The sequence below is a fragment of the Streptomyces sp. NPDC006174 genome (assembly GCF_040614075.1).
GTDB lineage: Bacteria > Actinomycetota > Actinomycetes > Streptomycetales > Streptomycetaceae > Streptomyces.
This window is the reverse complement of sequence record NZ_JBEXTJ010000002.1, coordinates 668,036-685,809: the sequence shown is the minus strand read 5'-3', so window position 1 is coordinate 685,809 and position 17,774 is coordinate 668,036. Positions and strand designations below refer to the sequence as shown.

At 72.2% G+C, this 17,774-nt stretch carries 15 protein-coding genes; 4 read left to right on the top strand and 11 right to left on the bottom strand.

Annotated features, from left to right (window positions below; translation table 11 throughout):
- Positions 1-459 precede the first annotated feature (459 nt).
- From proC to ABZ267_RS07590, 5 genes are all read right to left on the bottom strand, one after another.
- Positions 460-1,269: a pyrroline-5-carboxylate reductase gene (proC, locus tag ABZ267_RS07610; protein ID WP_356754328.1), complete on the bottom strand. Its 810-nt coding sequence runs from the start codon at positions 1,267-1,269 to the stop codon at positions 460-462.
- A 102-nt stretch (positions 1,270-1,371) separates the two neighbouring features.
- Positions 1,372-2,133 carry an ABC transporter permease gene (locus tag ABZ267_RS07605; protein WP_356754330.1) on the bottom strand — a complete coding sequence of 254 codons (762 nt, stop codon included), beginning with the start codon at positions 2,131-2,133 and terminating at the stop codon, positions 1,372-1,374.
- Complete coding sequence (locus ABZ267_RS07600) at positions 2,130-2,927, bottom strand: ABC transporter ATP-binding protein (protein ID WP_356754332.1); 798 nt, start codon at positions 2,925-2,927, stop codon at positions 2,130-2,132. Before ABZ267_RS07600 ends, ABZ267_RS07605 begins: the two co-directional genes overlap by 4 nt.
- Positions 2,928-3,011: 84 nt before the next feature.
- Positions 3,012-3,536, bottom strand: a complete 525-nt coding sequence (locus tag ABZ267_RS07595; RefSeq protein WP_356754334.1) for a hypothetical protein — start codon at positions 3,534-3,536, stop codon at positions 3,012-3,014.
- A gap of 58 nt (positions 3,537-3,594) precedes the next feature.
- Complete coding sequence (locus tag ABZ267_RS07590; RefSeq protein ID WP_356754336.1) at positions 3,595-3,930, bottom strand: SH3 domain-containing protein; 336 nt, start codon at positions 3,928-3,930, stop codon at positions 3,595-3,597.
- 134 nt (positions 3,931-4,064) lie between these two features.
- On the opposite strand from ABZ267_RS07590, the gene ABZ267_RS07585 reads away from it, so the two are divergent.
- Entirely contained in the window at positions 4,065-6,224 is a 2,160-nt protein-coding gene (locus ABZ267_RS07585) for a protein kinase (RefSeq protein ID WP_356754530.1), read from the top strand.
- 220 nt (positions 6,225-6,444) lie between these two features.
- Here ABZ267_RS07585 and ilvD read toward each other — a convergent pair whose 3' ends face one another.
- From ilvD to ABZ267_RS07565, 4 genes are all read right to left on the bottom strand, one after another.
- Positions 6,445-8,295: a dihydroxy-acid dehydratase gene (gene ilvD, locus ABZ267_RS07580; RefSeq protein ID WP_356754338.1), complete on the bottom strand. Its 1,851-nt coding sequence runs from the start codon at positions 8,293-8,295 to the stop codon at positions 6,445-6,447.
- Positions 8,296-8,451: 156 nt separating this feature from the next.
- A complete protein-coding gene (locus tag ABZ267_RS07575) occupies positions 8,452-9,069 on the bottom strand; it encodes a TetR family transcriptional regulator (protein WP_356754340.1) in 618 nt (205 codons plus the stop codon).
- A gap of 49 nt (positions 9,070-9,118) precedes the next feature.
- Positions 9,119-9,955 carry a sugar phosphate isomerase/epimerase gene (locus ABZ267_RS07570; protein WP_356754532.1) on the bottom strand — a complete coding sequence of 279 codons (837 nt, stop codon included), beginning with the start codon at positions 9,953-9,955 and terminating at the stop codon, positions 9,119-9,121.
- A 175-nt stretch (positions 9,956-10,130) separates the two neighbouring features.
- On the bottom strand, positions 10,131-11,081 hold the full coding sequence (locus ABZ267_RS07565; RefSeq protein WP_356754342.1) for a Ppx/GppA phosphatase family protein: 951 nt from the start codon (positions 11,079-11,081) through the stop codon (positions 10,131-10,133).
- Positions 11,082-11,120: 39 nt separating this feature from the next.
- Between ABZ267_RS07565 and ABZ267_RS07560 the strand changes: the two genes are divergently transcribed.
- Positions 11,121-11,972 (top strand): hypothetical protein, encoded by an 852-nt coding sequence (locus tag ABZ267_RS07560; RefSeq protein ID WP_356754344.1) that lies wholly within the window; start codon positions 11,121-11,123, stop codon positions 11,970-11,972.
- A 13-nt stretch (positions 11,973-11,985) separates the two neighbouring features.
- On the opposite strand, the gene ABZ267_RS07555 is transcribed toward ABZ267_RS07560, so the two are convergent.
- Positions 11,986-13,854 (bottom strand): hypothetical protein, encoded by a 1,869-nt coding sequence (locus tag ABZ267_RS07555; protein WP_356754346.1) that lies wholly within the window; start codon positions 13,852-13,854, stop codon positions 11,986-11,988.
- A gap of 158 nt (positions 13,855-14,012) precedes the next feature.
- Between ABZ267_RS07555 and radA the strand changes: the two genes are divergently transcribed.
- On the top strand, positions 14,013-15,434 hold the full coding sequence (gene radA / locus ABZ267_RS07550) for a DNA repair protein RadA (protein ID WP_356754348.1): 1,422 nt from the start codon (positions 14,013-14,015) through the stop codon (positions 15,432-15,434).
- Between the two features lie 81 nt (positions 15,435-15,515).
- Positions 15,516-16,640 (top strand): DNA integrity scanning diadenylate cyclase DisA, encoded by a 1,125-nt coding sequence (gene disA / locus ABZ267_RS07545; protein WP_003968311.1) that lies wholly within the window; start codon positions 15,516-15,518, stop codon positions 16,638-16,640.
- Between the two features lie 171 nt (positions 16,641-16,811).
- Here disA and ABZ267_RS07540 read toward each other — a convergent pair whose 3' ends face one another.
- Complete coding sequence (locus ABZ267_RS07540) at positions 16,812-17,561, bottom strand: hypothetical protein (RefSeq protein WP_356754534.1); 750 nt, start codon at positions 17,559-17,561, stop codon at positions 16,812-16,814.
- Positions 17,562-17,774 lie beyond the last annotated feature (213 nt).

The window sequence follows — 17,774 nt, the reverse complement described above, 5'->3', positions numbered from 1 at the left end:
CGGGCGCTTCCCTTCATGTACTTCTTTGTCTTGCTGTCTTGCGTTTCCGACTCTATCAGACTCTTTCGTGTCCGATTCCCGGTCGAAGCGGGTCGTGCAGTTTCGCTTTCCAGGTTCTTCGCTTTCGCGTTTTCCCTTTCCGGCGAGTCCGACTCTATCAGATCCTTTCGGGTCTGATCCCCAGTCAGCGGGACTTGTCCTCCCGGCTGTTGGGCCGTTCCGACGAGTGAGACATTAGCGGATTCTTGGCCCCCGACGCTAATCGGGGTGCGTCCCTTCGAACGCGGATTCCTCATTTCGCGAATGCGCACGAAAAAGCAGGCGACACGGAGTCGCTGCTGGTCGTGGTCACTGCGGAATGGCTGTCCGGGGACCGACCGAGGTCGGCGCTCACGTCGGACAACTCGGAGCACATTACGGTTCCGGCCGGGGCGTGTCAACCCCCGGCCGGGACGGGGGTCAGCCGTTGCCGGAGGCCAGTTCGCGGCTGCGGTCGCGGGCGGCTTCGAGGGCGGCGATGAGGGCGGCTCGTACGCCGTGGTTCTCCAGCTCGCGGATGGCGCTGATCGTGGTGCCGGCGGGGCTGGTGACGGCCTCGCGGAGCTTGACCGGGTGTTCGCCGCTGTCCCGGAGCATCACGGCGGCGCCGATGGCGGCCTGGACGATGAGGTCGTGGGCCTGGGCTCGCGGCAGGCCGAGCAGGATGCCGGCGTCGGTCATCGCCTCGACCAGGAAGTAGAAGTAGGCGGGGCCGGAGCCGGAGAGGGCGGTGGCCGCGTCCTGCTGGGACTCCGGGACGCGCAGGGTCTTGCCGACGCCGCCGAAGATCTCCTCGGTGGTGGTGAGGTGCGCGCCGGTGGCGTGGCTGCCGGCCGAGATGACGGACATGCCCTCGTCCACGAGGACCGGAGTGTTGGGCATGACCCGGACGACCGGCGTGCCCTGCGTGAGGCGCTCCTCGATGAAGGTGGTCGTGATGCCGGCGGCCGCGCTGATGACCAGGCGGTCGGCGCCGACGTGCGGGGCCAGTTCGTCGAGGAGCTTGCCCATGTCCTGCGGCTTCACGGCCAGGATGAGGATGTCCGCGGCCTTGGCTGCCTCGGCGTTACCGATCGACTCGACTCCGTACCGCGTGTGCAGTTCCTCGGCCCGTTCGCTGCGGCGCGTGGTCACCAGGAGGTCGGCCGGTCGCCAGCCTGCCCGGATCATGCCGCTGAGGAGGGCCTCGCCGATCTTGCCGGTGCCGAGGACTGCGACTGTCTGGGTCATGTGTTCACCCTCCGGGCGGTGCTGGGGTCGGGATGCGTCGGATGCGTAGCCGTCGTCTTGCCGTCATCCTCGCACCGGGGTCCCGGAGCGTGCGGTGGCGTCTCACTGCGTGCGGCGGCGGAGCGTGATCGCGCCCAGGCAGAGGACCAGGAGCGCGCTGCCCGCGACGACCGCGATGTCCCGGAGAAAAGCGCCGGTGAGGTCGGCGTGGTGGAGGACCTGGTTCATGCCGTCGACGGCGTACGACATCGGCAGGACGTTCGAGATCGCCTCCAGGACCGGGTGCATCCGGTCGCGTGGGATGAACAGGCCGCAGAGCAGGAGCTGCGGGAAGATCACCGCCGGCATGAACTGGACCGCCTGGAACTCGGAGGCGGCGAACGCCGAGACGAAGAGGCCGAGCGCCGTGCCGAGCAGGGCGTCGAGCAGCGCGACCAGGAGCAGCAGCCACGGTGAGCCGGTGACGTCCAGGCCGAGCAGCCGGACCGAGACGGCCGTCGCCAGGACCGACTGGAGGACCGCGACCGTGCCGAACGCGAGGGCGTACCCGGCGATCAGGTCGCCCTTGCCGAGCGGAAGGGCGAGGAGGCGTTCGAGCGTGCCCGAGGTGCGTTCGCGCAGCGTGGCGATCGAGGTCACCAGGAACATCGTGATCAGCGGGAAGATGCCGAGGAGCGAGGCTCCGATCGAGTCGAACGTCCCGGGTGCGCCGTCGAAGACGTAACGGAGCAGCGTGATCATCGCTACCGGGACGATGAGGAGGAGTGCGATCGTGCGCCGGTCGTGGTGGAGCTGGCGCAGGACCCGGGCCGCGGTCGCTGTCGTACGGGCGTAGGTGAGCGGGCTGGTGGTGGTCGCCGTCATGGCTGCGGCTCCTTCCCTTGGGTGGCTGCCGCTTCGTCGACCAGGTGGAGGAAGGCCGCCTCCACCGTCTCCGTGCCGGTGCGGGTGCGGAGGGCCTCGGGAGTGTCCTCGGCGAGGATGCGGCCCTCGCGCATGAGGAGGAGGCGGTGGCAGCGTTCGGCCTCGTCCATGACGTGGGACGAGATGAGGAGCGTGGCGCCCCGGTCGGCGGCGAGGCGGTGGAAGAGGTCCCAGAGGTCGCGGCGGAGGACCGGGTCCAGGCCGACCGTCGGTTCGTCCAGGACCAGCAGGTCGGGCGTGGAGAGCAGGGCCACCGCCAGAGAGACGCGGCTGCGCTGGCCGCCGGAGAGTGCGGCAGCGAGCGCGTCGGCGTGGGTGGTGAGGTCCACCTCCGCGATGGCCCGGGTGACGGCGGCCCGGCGCGTGTCCCGGTGGGTGCGGCCGGGGTGGAGGACGGCGGCGAAGTAGTCCAGGTTCTGGCGGACGGTGAGGTCCGTGTAGACGGAGGGCGCCTGGGTGACGTAGCCGATGCGCGGGCGGAGGGCCGGGGCTCCGGCGGGGTGGCCGAGGACGGTGAGCGTGCCCGTCAGCTTGGCCTGGGTGCCGGCGATCGCGCGCATCAGCGTGGTCTTGCCGCAGCCGGAGGGGCCGAGGAGGCCGGTGATGGTGCCGGGTTCGAGCCTGAAGTCGAGGTCGCGAAGGACCGTACGGGTGCCGCGTACGACGGTGAGGCCGTGGGCCCGGACGGCTGGGGCGGGTGGTGGCCGGTTCCTTCCGGGGTCGTTATTCATCATGTGATGAATTAGAGAGCTGACGGGTCCCTTCGTCAAGAGGGTGCGGTGGGTGGAGGAGGTGTTGCCGGTGCTGTGACGGGTCGGTCAGCGGCGCTTGGGGCGCTTGCGGGCCGCCGGGTTGCCCGTGCGGGTCGAGCGGCGCTTCTCGAACTGGGTGCGGGCGGTCTCGTACTCCGTACGGCGCAGCTTCTCGCCCGGGGCCTCGATGAGCGAGCGGACGAAGTAGGCGAGCAGCGAGCCGATGAAGCCGATCGACTTCAGGCCGCGCAGAGCGTCCTCGCGGGCCGGGTCCTTGGGTCGGCCGCCGAAGGACTCCCAGGTCTTGCGGAACGCGACGGCGCTGCAGATCGCGAACATCGCGATCACCAGCATCCCGACCAGGCTGCCGACCTCCGCGATCTGCAGGCCCTGGAAGGCGAAGCGCAGGACGAAGCAGGCGGCCACGGCGGCGGCGAGCGAGCCGATCGCGACGCCGGCGCGCCGCAGGCCGTAACCGCCGTCGTGGTCGACCCAGGTCGTCCCGAAGAAGCGGATGGGCTCGGGCTGCGGGCCTGGCGGTGTGGCCTGGGGCGTGCCGGGTGCTTGGCTGTTCTCGCTGTTCTCGCTCACGGGGTCGATTATCCCCGGGCCGGGGCCGGCCCCGTGAGCGAGCGGCTCGGCCGGCCGGTCAGTCGCAGCGTGGAGCGACGTAGCCGTCGCTGCCCGTGTGGACGTAGGTGTCCGAGATGAACTGGCCGTTGGCGATGTTGCACCAGAGGTTCGACGTGCCGTACGGCCCGGTGACCCGCTCCCCCGGCTTCTGGCAGTAGATCGGGACGCTCATCCCGAGCGGGAGCGTCCGCACGATCCGGTAGCTGGTGCCGGGGCCGGTGCGGACGTTGACCCGGTAGCCAGGGGCGATCGGGTACTTGTGGGTCGACGACGCCGTCGCCGCGGTGGTGGTTTCGTCCGGTGCCGTGGCGGTCTTCGCCGCCTGGTCCGTCGCCTGCTCGTCAACGCCCATGAGGGCCTCCCCCGTTGAGAAACGATGCGTACGAAGCCGTACGACGCGCAGGCTAACAAGCCCCACGCCGCTCGCACGCACCATCGACTAGGCTCCGTGCGTCGCGCTTGCGCATCAACACACGGGGGTGGGCGATGCCGCCGCTGCCAGGGGCCGGAGCGCATCCGGAAGCGGAGTTTCCGGAATATGCGGGTACCTACCGTCTTGAGGCATGTCTCGGCTCGGGCGGCATGGGCGTCGTCCATCTGGCCCGCTCCGCCTCCGGGCTCCAGCTCGCGGTGAAGGTGGTACACCGGCCGTACGCGGCGGACCCCGAGTTCAGGGCCCGGTTCCGGCAGGAGGTGGCGGCCGCGCGGCGGGTGAGCGGAGCGTTCACCGCGCCGGTCGTGGACGCCGATCCGGAGGCCGTACGCCCGTGGATGGCGACCCTGTACGTACCCGGGCCAACCCTCGCCGAGCAGGTCAAGCGGAACGGCCCGCTGGCCCCCGCCGAGCTGCGCAGGCTGACCGCCGGACTGGCCGAGGCGCTGCGGGACATCCACCGGGCCGGTGTCATCCACCGCGACCTCAAGCCGAGCAACGTGCTGCTCTCCGACGCGGGCCCGAAGGTCATCGACTTCGGGATCTCGCGTCCGTACGACAGTGATCTGCGCACCGAGACCGGCAAGCTGATCGGCTCGCCGCCGTACATGGCGCCGGAGCAGTTCCAGCGGCCGCGTGAGGTCGGGCCGGCCGCCGATGTGTTCGCGCTGGGGGCGGTGCTCGTCCATGCGGCGACGGGGCGGGGGCCGTTCGACTCGGACAGCCCGTACATCGTGGCGTACCAGGTGGTGCATGACGAGGCGGATCTGAGCGGAGTGCCGGAGGATCTCGCGGAGTTGGTCGGGCGGTGTCTGTCGAAGGACCCGGCCGCGCGGCCGACGCCGGACGAGGTGATGGCGGAGCTGCGGCCTCCTTCGTACGAGGCGGCCGCGTTCATACCGGCTCAGCGGCGGGTGGGGCCGGGGGCCGTGGAGGCCGGTGCCGGTGGGCGGGAAGGGGCCGAGGACGCTACGCATGTGCGCGGGGCGGCCGTGCCGGCTCGGCCGTGGCGGGTGGGGCGTCGGCGGCTGGGGATCGCGGCGGCGCTGCTTCTGGTGGTGGCGGGGGTGGGGGCCGGTGGGTTCGCGGTGTGGGGCGGTGGCGGTGGTGGTGGGTCTGCGGAGGCGCCGGAGCGGAAAGAGGCTGTCGGGTTCTCGCCGTGGAGCACTACGCTGCGGGCCTCCGGGAGCGCGACGCCTGTCTGTGCCTCCGCCGGGGTCGGTGCGGCGCTGTACTGCGCGGTGGACGGGACCGGGACCGCGCGGATCGACCCCGCGAACGGGCGCGTGCTCTGGTCGGACCGGAACACCGCGCTCCGCGGAGCCTCGGCGCCCGTCGTCTCGGGCGGAGTCGTGCTCTCGGCCGGTCCGGACGGGAAGCTGCGCGCGTACGACCCGGTGAAGGGCGTTCCTGTACGGGAGACCGGCCTCTCCGCGAGTCCCGGCTCCTCGTTTCCGGCCGGCTCCACGCTGCTGGTCGTGGCGGACGGCGGCACGGTCACGGCGCTGGACGGCGCGAGCGGGGTGAAGCGGTGGGAGCGAACGCCGGCGGGGCACGTACGGCCGGACTTCGGGCTGTACGACGAGGCGTCCGGTCTCGCGTACGCCTTCGAGCACGCGGCGGACGGCGCCTCGACCCTGGTCACCGCGGTGGACGCGGGCAGCGGCCGGGCGGCGTGGCAGCGGCGGCTGGACGGGATGCTCACGCCGGTGGCCACCGCCGGGGCCGGCGAGCTGGTCCTGACGGAGATGAACGCGGACATGCAGACGGTCGGGTTGGTGCGGTACGCGCCCGGGAAGCGGGAGGCGGCCCGGATCGTGCTGCCTTTCCGGCTGGAGGAGCCGCAGGTGGTGATGGGTGGGGACGCGGCGTACCTGCTGGCGCGAGGAGGGTCGCTGCTGGCGGTGGACACGGGGGCGCCGGCCGACGGTGATGCGGAGTTGTGGCGGCTGGAGACCGGGGTGGGGCGCGCTTCCGCGCTGGTGCTCGGGGAAGGCGGTCGGCTGTACTTCTCGGCGGCGGACGGGCGGTTGCTGGCCGTCGATACGGGACGGGGGGCGCTGGTGGGGCAGACGCGGGCGCGGCTGAGCGGGGGGAAGCTGAGGTACGCGTCGGACCTGCCGGCGCCGGTGACGGCGGGGCGCGTGGTGGTGGGGACGGCGCCGGACGGGTCGGTGTTCGCGGTGGATGGGGCGGGGGCGGGGAGTTGGTGACGGTGGGGTGAGCGGGGGTGTGGGTGCGGGGCCTGAGTGCCTGTGCGGGCGCTCCCGGGGCTCCGCCCCGCGCCCCGCTCCTCAAACGCCGGAGGGGCTGGAATGGGGCGCCCCGTTCCTCAAGCACCGGACGGGCTGGAATGGGGCGCCCCGTTCCTCAAGCACCGGACGGGCTGGAGAGTGGCGCCCCGCTCCTCAAGCGTCGGAAGGGCTGAAGGTGTCAGCCCAGCTTGGAGACGTCCCTGACCGCGCCCCTGTCCGCGCTCGTTGCCATGGCCGCGTAGGCGCGGAGGGCCGCCGACACCTTGCGGTCGCGGGCCTTCGGCGCGTACACGCCGTTGAGTGCCTCTCGGCGGACCGTCAGTTCGGCGTCGTCGACCAACAGCTCGATCGAGCGGTTCGGGATGTCGATGCGGATGCGGTCGCCGTCCTCCACCAGGGCGATCGTGCCGCCGGAGGCCGCCTCGGGTGAGGCGTGGCCGATGGAGAGGCCCGATGTGCCGCCGGAGAAGCGGCCGTCGGTGACCAGGGCGCAGACCTTGCCGAGGCCCCGGCCCTTGAGGAAGGACGTCGGGTAGAGCATCTCCTGCATGCCGGGGCCGCCGCGCGGGCCCTCGTAACGGATGACGACGACGTCACCGGCCTTGATCTCCTTGCGGAGGATCTTGTCGACGGCCTCGTCCTGCGACTCGCAGACGACGGCCGGGCCCTCGAAGGTCCAGATCGACTCGTCGACGCCGGCCGTCTTCACGACGCAGCCGTCCACGGCGAGGTTGCCCTTGAGGACGGCGAGGCCGCCGTCCTTGGAGTACGCGTGCTCGACATCGCGGATGCAGCCGCCCGCCGCGTCCAGGTCGAGCGTGTCCCACCGCTCGGACTGGGAGAAGGCGGTGGCGGAGCGGACGCAGCCGGGCGCCGCGTGCCACAGCTCGACGGCCTCCGGTGACGGGGAGCCGCCGCGCACGTCCCAGTTCTTCAGCCACTCGGCGAGGGTGTCGGAGTGCACGGAGTGGACGTCCTCGTTGAGGTGGCCGCCGCGGTGCAGCTCGCCGAGGAGGGCCGGGATGCCGCCGGCGCGGTGGACGTCCTCCATGTAGTACGTACCGCCGGGAGCGACGTTCGGTGCGACCTTGGACAGGCACGGGACGCGGCGCGAGACCTCGTTGATGTCGTCCAGGTCGTAGTCCAGCTCGGCCTCCTGAGCGGCGGCCAGCAGGTGCAGGATCGTGTTGGTCGAGCCGCCCATCGCGATGTCCAGCGCCATGGCGTTGTCGAACGCGGCGCGGGTGCCGATGGCGCGCGGCAGGACCGTGGCGTCGTCCTGCTCGTAGTACCGCTTGGTGATCTCGACGACCGTCCGGCCGGCGTCCTCGTACAGCGCCTTGCGGGCGGTGTGGGTGGCGAGGACCGAGCCGTTGCCGGGGAGGGAGAGGCCGAGGACCTCGGTCAGGCAGTTCATCGAGTTGGCGGTGAACATGCCGGAACAGCTGCCGCAGGTCGGGCAGGCGTTCTCCTCGATACGGAGGATGTCCTCGTCCGAGATCGACTCGTCGACCGCGTCGCTGATCGCGTTGACCAGGTCGAGTTTTCGCACGGTGCCGTCGACGAGCGTCGCCTTGCCGGCCTCCATCGGGCCGCCGGAGACGAAGACGGTCGGGATGTTGAGGCGCATGGCGGCCATCAGCATGCCCGGCGTGATCTTGTCGCAGTTGGAGATGCAGATCAGCGCGTCCGCGCAGTGCGCCTCGACCATGTACTCGACGGAGTCGGCGATCAGGTCGCGCGAGGGCAGGCTGTAGAGCATGCCGCCGTGGCCCATCGCGATGCCGTCGTCCACGGCGATGGTGTTGAACTCGCGCGGGACCGCGCCCGCCGCCTGGATCGCCTCGGAGACGATCCGGCCGACCGGCGCGAGGTGGGTGTGGCCGGGGACGAACTCGGTGAACGAGTTGGCGACCGCGATGATCGGCTTGCCGATGTCCGCGCTCGCTACGCCCGACGCGCGCATAAGGGCGCGCGCGCCCGCCATGTTGCGTCCGTGGGTGACCGTGCGGGACCTCAGCTGGGGCATCGTCGCTCGCTCCTTCGGCAGGGGTGCTGCCTCCGACAGTTACAGAAAGACTGTCTTCGAGCGTACGCCTTGGATCCAAGATCTGGACAGGCTGTCCGGAATGCGGGATGCGGTGGCCGGTACGTGGGCACGCGCCGTGTGCGTGCCCGTGTGCCGTCAGCCCTCCGTCAAGTATCGCTGGAGCGTCGGCGCCACCATCGCGACGATGCCCTCCGGGTCCGCCGAGGCGAGCGGCTCGGCCCGGATCACGTACCGCAGCATCGCGATGCCGATCATGTGCGAGGCGGCCAGCTCCGCGCGGAAGGTGGCGTCGGGAACGTCGAGGTCGGCGGCGATCCGCTCCAGCAGCCGCCGCAGGACGAAGCCGCGCAGCACCTTGGCCGCCGCCTCGTGGGTGAGCGCCGAGCGCAGGATCGCCAGGAGCGGGGCACGGGTGGCCGGGTTCTCCCAGACGGAGAGGAAGTAGCGGGCCAGCCGCTCGCCGAGGCCCTCCGGCGGGCCGCCGAGGACCGAGGTGATGACCAGGGCCGGTTCGAAGGAGAGCTCGACGGCGGCCGCGAAGACCTCGTCCTTCGTACCGAAGTAGTGGTGGACGAGGGCCGCGTCGACGCCGGCCGCCTTGGCGACCTGGCGGATGGAGGTCTTGTCGTAGCCGCGCTCGGCGAACTCGGTACGGGCCGCCTGGAGGATGCGCGTACGGGCGTCGGGGCCCTCGGCGGCGGCCTTGCGGGAGGGGCGGCCCCGGCGCCGGGGGGCGGGAGCGTCCTCGGTCACGGGCGGTCCGGGGTCGTGGAGGCCGGGAGCGGGCGCTGGTGGTCCTCGGTCACGGGCGGTGGGTCTCGGCGGCCGGGTCCGTCGGGGTCGCGGCGGCCGAGGCCAGGTGGAGGCGGGTGAAGGCCAGGGCCTCGGCGAGGTCGGCCTCGCGTTCGGCGGAGGACATCGCGCGGCGGGTGTTGACCTCGATGACGACATGGCCGTCGAACGACGTACGGGCCAGCCTCTCCAGCAGCTCCGCGCACGGCTGGTCGCCTCGGCCCGGCACCAGGTGCTCGTCCTTGGCCGAGCCCTTGCCGTCGGCGAGGTGGACGTGCGCGAGCCGGTCGCCCATCCGGGCGACCATGGCGAGGCTGTCGGTGCGCGCGGTCGCGGTGTGCGAGAGGTCGACCGTGAAGTGCCGGTAGTCGTCGTTGGTGACGTCCCAGTCGGGTGCGTACGCGAGCATCTCGCGGTCCCGGTACCGCCACGGGTACATGTTCTCGACGGCGAACCGGACGTCCGTCTCGTCCGCCATCCGCCAGATCCCGGCCACGAAGTCCTTGGCGTAGTTGCGCTGCCACCGGAACGGCGGGTGCACCACGACGGTGGAGGCGCCGAGCTTCTCGGCGGCCGCGCGCGCCCGCTGGAGCTTGACCCACGGGTCGGTGGACCAGACGCGCTGGGTGATCAGGAGGCAGGGCGCGTGGACCGCCAGGATCGGGACCTGGTGGTAGTCGGAGAGCCGGCGCAGGGCCTCGATGTCCTGGCTGACGGGGTCGGTCCAGACCATGACCTCGACGCCGTCGTACCCGAGGCGCGCGGCGATCTCGAAGGCCGTCGCGGTGGACTCGGGATAGACCGAGGCCGTTGACAGGGCGACCTTCGCATCGGGGATGCGCACCACTGGTTCTGCCACCTGGACAGCGTACGGGCACCGGTGCGCGGCGCCGAGAGGCCCTGGCGGAAAGTGATCAGGACCATGGGCCGGTGACCGTACGCGACCGAAGCGGAGCAGCCCGTTCCCGCCGTACGCGTCCCTTTCCGCCGTGCGTCACCGGCTCGCCCCTATCCGCCGTACGTCACCCGGGAAGCGCGGCCCGTTCCACCGGCAGGTGGTCCAGGCGGCGCAGGATGACGCCCTCGCGCAGCGCCCACGGGCAGATCTCCAGCTCCTCCACGCCGAACAGGTCCATCGCGCCCTCCGCCACCAGCGCACCGGCGAGCAGTTGCGCGGCCCGGCCCTCGGAGACGCCGGGCAGCCGGCCGCGCTCCTCGACGGTCATCGACGCGAGCTTCGGAACCCACTCCTCCAGCGCGCTGCGGCTGAGGCAGCGCTGGACGTAGAGGCCCTCGGTGGAGCGGGCCGCGCCGGCGATCCTGGCGAGCTGCTTGAACGTCTTGGAGGTGGCGACGACGTGGTCCGGCCGTCCGGCCCGGCTGAACTCGCCGACCGTCCGCGCGATGCTGGCCCGCACATGGCGGCGCAGCGCCCGTACCTGCTCGGGATCGGCCGGGTCGGCCGTCAGCCAGGTGCCGGTGAGGCGGCCCGCGCCGAGCGGCAGGGAGACGGCGGTGTCCGGCTCCTCGTCGATCCCGGAGGCGATCTCCAGCGAGCCGCCGCCGATGTCCAGCACCAGCAGCTTCCCGGCCGACCAGCCGAACCAGCGGCGGGCGGCCAGGAAGGTCAGCCGCGCCTCCTCCGCTCCGCTGAGGACGGCGAGGTCGACGCCGGTCTCGACCCGTACGCGCTCCAGGACCTCGTCCGCGTTGGTCGCCTCGCGCACCGCTGAGGTGGCGAACGGCAGCACGTCCTCGCACCCCTTGTCCTCCGCCGCCTGCACCGCTCCGGCGATCGTCGCCACCAGCCGGTCCACGCCGAGCGGGCCGATCGCACCGGTCTCGTCGAGCAGTTCGGCGAGCCGGAGCTCGGCCTTGTGCGAGTGGGCGGGCAGCGGGCGGGCGCCGGGGTGGGCGTCCACCACCAGCAGATGAACCGTGTTCGATCCCACGTCGAGGACTCCGAGTCTCATACGGGAACGCTACTGCTCCATCGGACTTACGCTGAGTCCGTGCCAAAGACGAAAAAGGCTAAGCAGGACAAAGCCACGAAGAAGCCGAAGTCGAACAAGCAGGCGTCACAGCCGGAGGCCAACGGACCGGACCCGTCCGACGAGAAGGGCCTCGACTTCGCGCGGGCCTGGGTGGAGTTTCCCGATCCGGCCGACGACGAACAGGTCTTCCGCTGCGATCTGACCTGGCTGACCTCCCGGTGGACCTGCATCTTCGGCAGCGGCTGCCAGGGCATCCAGGCGGGCCGCGCCGACGACGGCTGCTGCACACTGGGCGCGCACTTCTCCGACGAGGACGACGAGAAGCGGGTCGCCGAGAACGTGGCGCGGCTCACCCCTGAGCTGTGGCAGTTCCACGATGTCGGTACGGAGACGGGCTGGGTCGGCGTCGACGAGGACGGCGAACGGCAGACGCGCCGCTGGGATGGGTCCTGCATCTTCCAGAACCGGCCGGGGTTCGCCGCCGGCGCGGGCTGCTCGCTGCACATCCTGGCGCTGCGCGAGGGCCAGGAGCCGCTGGAGACCAAGCCGGACGTGTGCTGGCAGCTGCCGGTACGGCGTACGTACGACTGGATCGACCGGCCCGACGACACCCGGGTGCTCCAGGTGACGATCGGTGAGTACGACCGGCGGGGCTGGGGTCCTGGCGGGCATGACCTGCACTGGTGGTGCACGTCGGCGACCTCCGCGCACGGAGCCGGTGAGCCGGTGTACGTGAGCTATCGGCCGGAGCTGATCGAGCTGATGGGCAAGGAGGGGTACGACCGGCTGGTCGAGCTGTGCGAGGAGCGGCTGTCCTCGCTGCTGCCGATGGCGCCGCATCCGGCGGATCCTCCGGCCGCCGGTAAGTAGCTTGCAGGGGCCGTCACTCCGTCGGGCCCGGGTCGCTCGGGCCGGGGTCCGTCGGGGGCTGGTCGGTGGGGTCCGGGTCGGGCGGGTCCGTGGGGTCGGTCGGGGCGGGGTCGGTGGGTGTGGGGTCCGTGGGAGCCGGGTCGGTCGGGGTCGGGCCCGGATCGGTCGGGCCGGGGTCCGTGGGGGCCGGGTCGGTGGGGCTCGGGCCTGGATCGGTCGGGGTCGGGTCGGTCGGGCGTGGGCCGGGTCCGTCCGTGGGGTCCGGGGTGCCGGGGGCGGGGCGCGTCGGTGCGGGGGTGTTGCCGGTGGGCGGGGCGGTGACGCCGTGACCGTCGATGATCACCGCTGAGCCGGACGGGTCCAGCGCGATACGGGCCCGCCACGGGCCGCGCGGGGCCGCCGCATGGTTGACGGCGACCGTGACGGTGGTGGACTTCCCGGCCGCGAGCGTGCCTGCCGTACGGCTCAGGCGCAGCCAGCGGGCGTCCGTGGCGGCCGTCCAGCCGACCGGGCCGCGGGCCGTGGCGGTCAGCGTGATCGTGGTGAGCGCGCCGGAGGTCCGGGCGGTGACGGTCAGGCGGCCCGCGCTCTCCCGGTCGCCGCCGGTGCTGACCACCTCGGCCGTGACGTCCGGCGAGTGGACACCGCGCCGGTCGCCGGGACGGGCGCTGCCGGCCTTCTCGTACGGCGTCCCCGGATCCTCGCTCAGCTCGCCCGTGCCCTCGATCTCCGTGGCGGTGACCTTGGAGCCGTCGTGGCTCTCGCCGGTGAACGGAGCGCCTCGGTACGCGGCCCACAGCGCGATCACCGGCGCGGCGACCACGGTGGCGACCACCGTCGTCGTCACGACCCGGGCGCGCAGCCGGTCCCGGCGGGCGGCGTGGTCCTTGGGGTCGAGCGGATAGCCGGTGCGGCCGAAGCGCGGGCCGCCGGCGCGGGAGCGGCGGGCCTGGGCCAGGGCGACGTGGACGGAGGGGCGCGGGGCCTCGACGAGCGGCAGGCGGGCGGTGGCCGGGGCGACGGTGGCGCCGGGCCAGGGTCCGGCCGCGTCGACCCGTTCGGCGGCGCGGCGGCAGCGCGGGCAGTCGTCGACGTGGCGGACCAGTTCGCGGCGGAGCGCGGCGGAGAGGAGCACCTGGTGGTCGCCGGTGAGCCGGGCGACGGTGGGACAGCCGGCGGTCTCCACGACGGCGAGCGCGGCGCGGGTGCGCTCGACCTCGCAGGCCGCCGCCGCCAGCAGCTCCCGCGCGGTGACCGGCTCCAGGCCGAGCACGGAGGCGACGGCGCGCGGGGTGAGCCGGTGGCGTACGGCCAGTTCGAGCGCTTCGCGCTGCTCCGGAGTGGTGCCGGCGGCCTCGGGCCAGGCGAGCGTGGCGAGCTCCCGGCGGCGGGCCTCGGCGGCCGGGGACTCGGCGGGGGCGGGGGTGGCGGCGTCTTCGGGGGTGGTGGGCGCGTCCTCGTCGGGCGCGTTTTCCTGGCCCTGCGCGGTGGTCGGCGCCGGAGCGAGCCTGCGGTGGGCCTGGCGGCCGCGTCTGCGTTCGGTGAGGGTGCGCAGGCAGGTCCAGCGGGCCAGGGCGTAGAGCCAGGATTGACGTTCCTCCTCGGCCTCGGGACACCGGGCTCCGTGCCGCTCCGCGATCGCCAGGACGGCACCGAGCGCCTCGGTCGCCGCGTCGTGGTCGCAGAGCACGGAGAGGCAGTAGGTGAAGAGGCCGTCGAGGTGCGGCTCGTAACGCGCGGCCGGTCGCTGGGCGGAGGCGTGAGGTGCTCGTCGGTGCGCCCGGTGTGCGCCGGTGGTGTGCGTGGGGGCCTGCATCCTGCTGCTCGTCACCCGGCGACCGTAGACAGAGGAGTACGTGCCCTTGGCGCCCCTTGAGCACATTTAACCCTTACGGGTGAACGTATCCCGTGAAATCAGGGATTCTGCGGCCGGGGATCACGGAATCCGTGCGGAGTGCTTCCGTGCGCCCTGCGTGCGGCGCCGCCGCCTCGCGCCCCCGCACGGCGGGCGTTGTCAGACCTCACCTATACGGTGACGCCATGGCTGCCCGTACGAAATCCGCGAAGGACCGGCCGTCCTACCGCTGCACCGAATGCGGCTGGACCACCGCCAAATGGCTCGGCCGTTGCCCCGAGTGCCAGGCGTGGGGGACGGTCGAGGAGTTCGGCGGCGCTCCTGCCGTGCGCACCACCGCGGCCGGCCGGGTCTCCACCGCCGCCGTGCCGATCGGCCAGGTGGACAGCCGCCAGGCCACCGCGCGCTCGACCGGCGTCGGTGAGCTGGACCGGGTGCTCGGCGGCGGGCTGGTGCCGGGAGCCGTCGTGCTGCTGGCGGGCGAGCCGGGCGTCGGCAAGTCGACGCTGCTGCTGGACGTGGCGGCCAAGGCGGCGAGCGAGGACCACCGCACGCTCTATGTGACCGCCGAGGAGTCCGCGAGCCAGGTCCGGATGCGGGCCGACCGGATCAAGGCGATCAACGACCACCTCTACCTCGCGGCGGAGACCGATCTGTCGGCGGTGCTCGGTCATCTGGACGCGGTGAAGCCCTCGCTGCTCATCCTGGACTCGGTGCAGACGGTCGCCTCGCCGGAGATCGACGGCGCGCCCGGCGGGATGGCCCAGGTCCGGGAGGTGGCCGGCGCGCTGATCCGGGCCTCCAAGGAGCGCGGCATGGCCACGCTGCTCGTCGGCCATGTCACGAAGGACGGCGCGATCGCCGGGCCGCGGCTGCTGGAGCACCTGGTGGACGTGGTGCTCTCCTTCGAAGGCGACCGGCACGCCCGGCTGCGCCTGGTGCGCGGCGTCAAGAACCGTTACGGAGCGACCGACGAGGTCGGCTGCTTCGAGCTGCACGACGAGGGCATCACCGGGCTCGCCGACCCCTCGGGCCTCTTCCTGACCCGGCGCGACGTGGCGGTGCCGGGCACGTGCCTGACGGTGACGCTGGAAGGAAAGCGGCCGCTGGTCGCCGAGGTGCAGGCGCTCACCGTCGACTCCCAGATTCCCTCGCCCCGGCGCACCACCTCCGGTCTGGAGACCTCCCGGGTCTCGATGATGCTCGCCGTGCTGGAGCAGCGCGGCCGGATCAGCGCGCTCGGCAAGCGGGACATCTACAGCGCGACGGTCGGCGGTGTGAAGCTCACCGAGCCGGCGGCCGACCTGGCGATCGCGCTCGCGCTGGCCAGTGCCGCCAGCGACACCCCGCTCCCGAAGAACCTGGTCGCGATCGGTGAGGTGGGTCTCGCCGGCGAGGTCCGACGGGTCACCGGAGTCCAGCGGAGACTGGCCGAGGCACACCGTCTCGGCTTCACCCACGCCTTGGTCCCGACCGACCCGGGACGGGTTCCTTCGGGTATGAAGGTCACAGAAGTCGCCGACATGGGGGATGCTCTGCGGGTCCTCCCGCGCCGGTCTCCTCAGGAGGCGCCGCAGCCTCGTCAGGAAGACAACGCGCGCCGGTAGACTTTGCCCTGGTCTCGCCCGCCCGTGGACACGGCACGGGGGACGCCAGGGCACCGCAAACCTGTCGACCGGAGGAGTGCAGTGGCAGCCAACGACCGGGCGACAACGCCCGGAAAGTCCGGCCAAGGCACCGGTAACGAGGCGCTGATGCGCGCCTCGCTGAGCGCGGTCGCGCCCGGAATGGCCCTGCGGGACGGCCTGGAGCGCATTCTCCGGGGCAACACCGGCGGGCTGATCGTCCTCGGCATGGACAAGACCGTCGAGTCGATGTGTACCGGCGGGTTCGTGCTGGACGTGGAGTTCACCGCGACCCGGCTGCGCGAGCTGTGCAAGCTCGACGGAGCGCTGATCCTCGACAAGGACATGACCAAGATCCTGCGGGCCGGTGTGCAGCTGGTGCCGGACGCCTCGATCCACACGGAGGAGACGGGGACCCGTCACCGTACGGCGGACCGGGTCTCCAAGGCGTGCGGCTTCCCCGTCGTCTCGGTCTCGCAGTCGATGCGGCTGATCGCGCTGTACGTGGACGGGGAGCGGCGGGTCCTGGAGGAGTCCTCCGCGATCCTGTCCCGGGCCAACCAGGCGCTCGCCACGCTGGAGCGGTACAAGCTCCGGCTGGACGAGGTGGCCGGCACGCTCTCCGCGCTGGAGATCGAGGACCTGGTCACCGTCCGGGACGTCACGGCGGTGGCACAGCGGCTGGAGATGGTGCGGCGGATCGCGACGGAGATCGCGGAGTACGTGGTCGAGCTCGGCACCGACGGCCGGCTCCTCTCGCTCCAGCTGGACGAGCTGATCGCGGGCGTGGAGCCGGAGCGGGAGCTGGTGGTCCGGGACTATGTGCCCGAGCCGACGGCGAAACGGTCGCGCACGGTGGCGGAGGCGCTGACGGAGCTGGACGCGCTGAGCCACACGGAGCTGCTGGAGCTGCCGGTGGTGGCGCGGGCGCTGGGGTACAGCGGCTCGCCGGAGACGCTGGACTCGGCGGTGTCGCCGCGCGGCTTCCGGCTGCTGGCGAAGGTGCCGAGGCTGCCGGGCGCGATCATCGAGCGGCTGGTGGAGCACTTCGGCGGCCTGCAGAAGCTTCTTGCTGCGAGCGTGGACGATCTCCAGACGGTGGACGGCGTCGGCGAGGCGCGGGCGCGCAGCGTGCGGGAGGGGCTGTCGCGGCTGGCGGAGTCGTCGATCCTGGAGCGGTACGTCTGAGTTTCGGCCGCATACATTCAGCCCGTCCGGCGTTTGAGGACGGAACCCTGGGCGGGGTGGGCGGTACGCATGGGGCTGGCCCTGAGCCATGATGGCGACGCCCGTCCACGGGAACGGTTCCGTCCTCAAACGCCGGACGGGCTCAGAGGTTGCCGAACGGGCTGAAGGCGGCTAGTCCTTCTTCAGGACGAAGGAGGCCGGGCGGATCTTCGTTCCCGCGGTCTCCGCCTCCAGGAGGTACGTGCCGGGAGCGGCCTTGCCGGGCGGCGGCGTGGCGCAGTTGGGCGCCGAGCGGACCCGGTTCCAGTCCACCGTGTGCACGATCGTCGCGCCGGCCGGGACCTGGAGGAGGAGCGGGCCCGGAGCCGCGGGGCAGTCCTTCGAGGACCAGATCACGTCGTCGTTCTCCGCGCTCGCCTCGGTGACCGTGAGGACCACGTTCTTCGGCCCGAGGTCGGCCTTGCAGGCGGCCGACGAGGTGTTGCGGGCGATGATCTCGAACTCGGGCCGGTCGTCGGGGCCGTAACTGACCTTCGTACGCAGGGTCAACTCCAGCCCGCCGGGCTCGCATGCGGGGAGCGGGGAGTTGGCCGGGACCTGCTGGCCGGTCGTGGAGCCGCCGGAGCCCGAGCCACCCGAGCCCGCACCACCCGTGTTCGCGCCGCCTGTTGACGTACCGTCGGATCCCGCACCGCCGCCGGAGCCCGCACCCGTGTCACCGCTGCCGCCGCCGGAGCCGTTCTTCCCGTCCCCGCCGCCCGAGCCGTCCGACTCATCACGGCCGCCCGGCTGTTGGCTGATCGCCGGGCCGGAGCTGCCGGGTCCTGGAGTGATCGACTCGACCGGGTCGGAGCCGCCGGGCTTGCCGTCGTCCTTGGTGCCGCCTCCTCCGGCGGTGGTCACCGCCCAGGCGAGCAGCACCGCGAGGAGCGCAACCAGAAGTCCCGCTACCGCCCTTCGGCGCCAGTAGATGCTGGAGGGAAGCGGACCGACCGGATTGCGCATAGATCCCACGCGCCAAACTGTACGAGAGATCGAGGCCGTCTCAGGCCCCACCCGCCGCTCCGGTCACAAGTTTTGCCGATCATCATCAAGTTTTGCCGATCATCATCACGGCGGCCGGTCTCCGGATCC

Coding starts and splice junctions, on each gene's coding strand:
- proC (WP_356754328.1), bottom strand. CDS start 1,269: ATGACCCAGACAGTCGCAGTCCTCGGCACCGGCAAGATCGGCGAGGCC.
- ABZ267_RS07565 (WP_356754342.1), bottom strand. CDS start 11,081: ATGAGACTCGGAGTCCTCGACGTGGGATCGAACACGGTTCATCTGCTG.
- ABZ267_RS07585 (WP_356754530.1), top strand. CDS start 4,065: ATGCCGCCGCTGCCAGGGGCCGGAGCGCATCCGGAAGCGGAGTTTCCG.
- radA (WP_356754348.1), top strand. CDS start 14,013: ATGGCTGCCCGTACGAAATCCGCGAAGGACCGGCCGTCCTACCGCTGC.
- ABZ267_RS07605 (WP_356754330.1), bottom strand. CDS start 2,133: ATGACGGCGACCACCACCAGCCCGCTCACCTACGCCCGTACGACAGCG.
- ilvD (WP_356754338.1), bottom strand. CDS start 8,295: ATGCCCCAGCTGAGGTCCCGCACGGTCACCCACGGACGCAACATGGCG.
- ABZ267_RS07590 (WP_356754336.1), bottom strand. CDS start 3,930: ATGGGCGTTGACGAGCAGGCGACGGACCAGGCGGCGAAGACCGCCACG.
- ABZ267_RS07555 (WP_356754346.1), bottom strand. CDS start 13,854: ATGTGCTCAAGGGGCGCCAAGGGCACGTACTCCTCTGTCTACGGTCGC.
- ABZ267_RS07600 (WP_356754332.1), bottom strand. CDS start 2,927: ATGATGAATAACGACCCCGGAAGGAACCGGCCACCACCCGCCCCAGCC.